This window comes from Pantoea sp. ICBG 1758 (assembly GCF_002928325.1).
Lineage (GTDB): Bacteria > Pseudomonadota > Gammaproteobacteria > Enterobacterales > Enterobacteriaceae > Pantoea > Pantoea eucrina.
In genome coordinates, this window is the sequence record NZ_POWL01000018.1 from 1 (window position 1) to 1182 (window position 1182).

A 1182-nucleotide genomic window follows, 5' to 3' on the forward strand; every position below is an offset into this window, starting at 1 on the left:
AAAGAGCAATTTCAGCGTAACAAACTGCACGTAAACGTGGGCACCATCGGTCACGTTGACCACGGTAAAACCACCCTGACTGCAGCAATCACCACCGTTCTGGCTAAAACCAACGGCGGCCAGGCGCGTGCATTCGACCAGATCGACAGCACCCCTGAAGAAAAAGCACGTGGTATCACCATCAACACCGCACACGTAGAGTACGAAACCGCAAGCCGTCACTATGCACACGTTGACTGCCCGGGACACGCCGACTACGTGAAAAACATGATCACCGGTGCTGCGCAGATGGACGGCGCAATCCTGGTTGTTGCTGCGACTGATGGCCCGATGCCACAGACCCGTGAGCACATCCTGCTGGGTCGTCAGGTTGGCGTTCCTTACATCATCGTGTTCCTGAACAAGTGCGACATGGTTGATGATGAAGAGCTGCTGGAGCTGGTTGAGATGGAAGTACGTGACCTGCTGTCACAGTACGACTTCCCGGGCGACGATACGCCAATCGTACGCGGTTCAGCGCTGAAAGCGCTGGAAGGCGACGCAGAGTGGGAAGGCAAAATCATCGAGCTGGCTGGCTACCTGGACAGCTACATCCCGGATCCGGTTCGTGCTATCGACCTGCCGTTCCTGCTGCCAATCGAAGACGTGTTCTCAATCTCAGGCCGCGGTACCGTTGTTACCGGTCGTGTTGAGCGCGGCATCGTTAAAGTCGGTGACGAAGTTGAAATCGTGGGCATCAAAGATACCGCGAAATCAACCTGTACCGGTGTTGAGATGTTCCGCAAGCTGCTGGACCAGGGTCAGGCGGGCGAGAACTGTGGTGTTCTGCTGCGCGGTATCAAGCGCGAAGACATTCAGCGTGGACAGGTTCTGGCGAAGCCGGGCTCAATCAAGCCACACACCAAGTTCGAGTCAGAAGTTTACGTTCTGTCTAAAGACGAAGGCGGCCGTCATACTCCGTTCTTCAAAGGCTACCGTCCACAGTTCTACTTCCGTACCACTGACGTGACCGGTTCAGTTGAGCTGCCAGAAGGCGTTGAGATGGTAATGCCGGGCGACAACATCAAGATGGTTGTTACCCTGATCCACCCAATCGCGATGGACCAGGGTCTGCGCTTCGCAATCCGCGAAGGCGGCCGTACCGTTGGCGCGGGCGTTGTTGCTTCTGTTATCGCTTAATTG

General features: G+C 55.8%; 1 protein-coding gene. It reads left to right on the forward strand.

Features of this window, described 5'->3' with window-relative positions:
* Nucleotides 1–1179: elongation factor Tu (tuf, locus tag C1Y41_RS19670; protein WP_071668694.1), on the forward strand; the 1179-nt coding region annotated here is incomplete at its 5' end.
* Nucleotides 1180–1182: the final 3 nt, after the last annotated feature.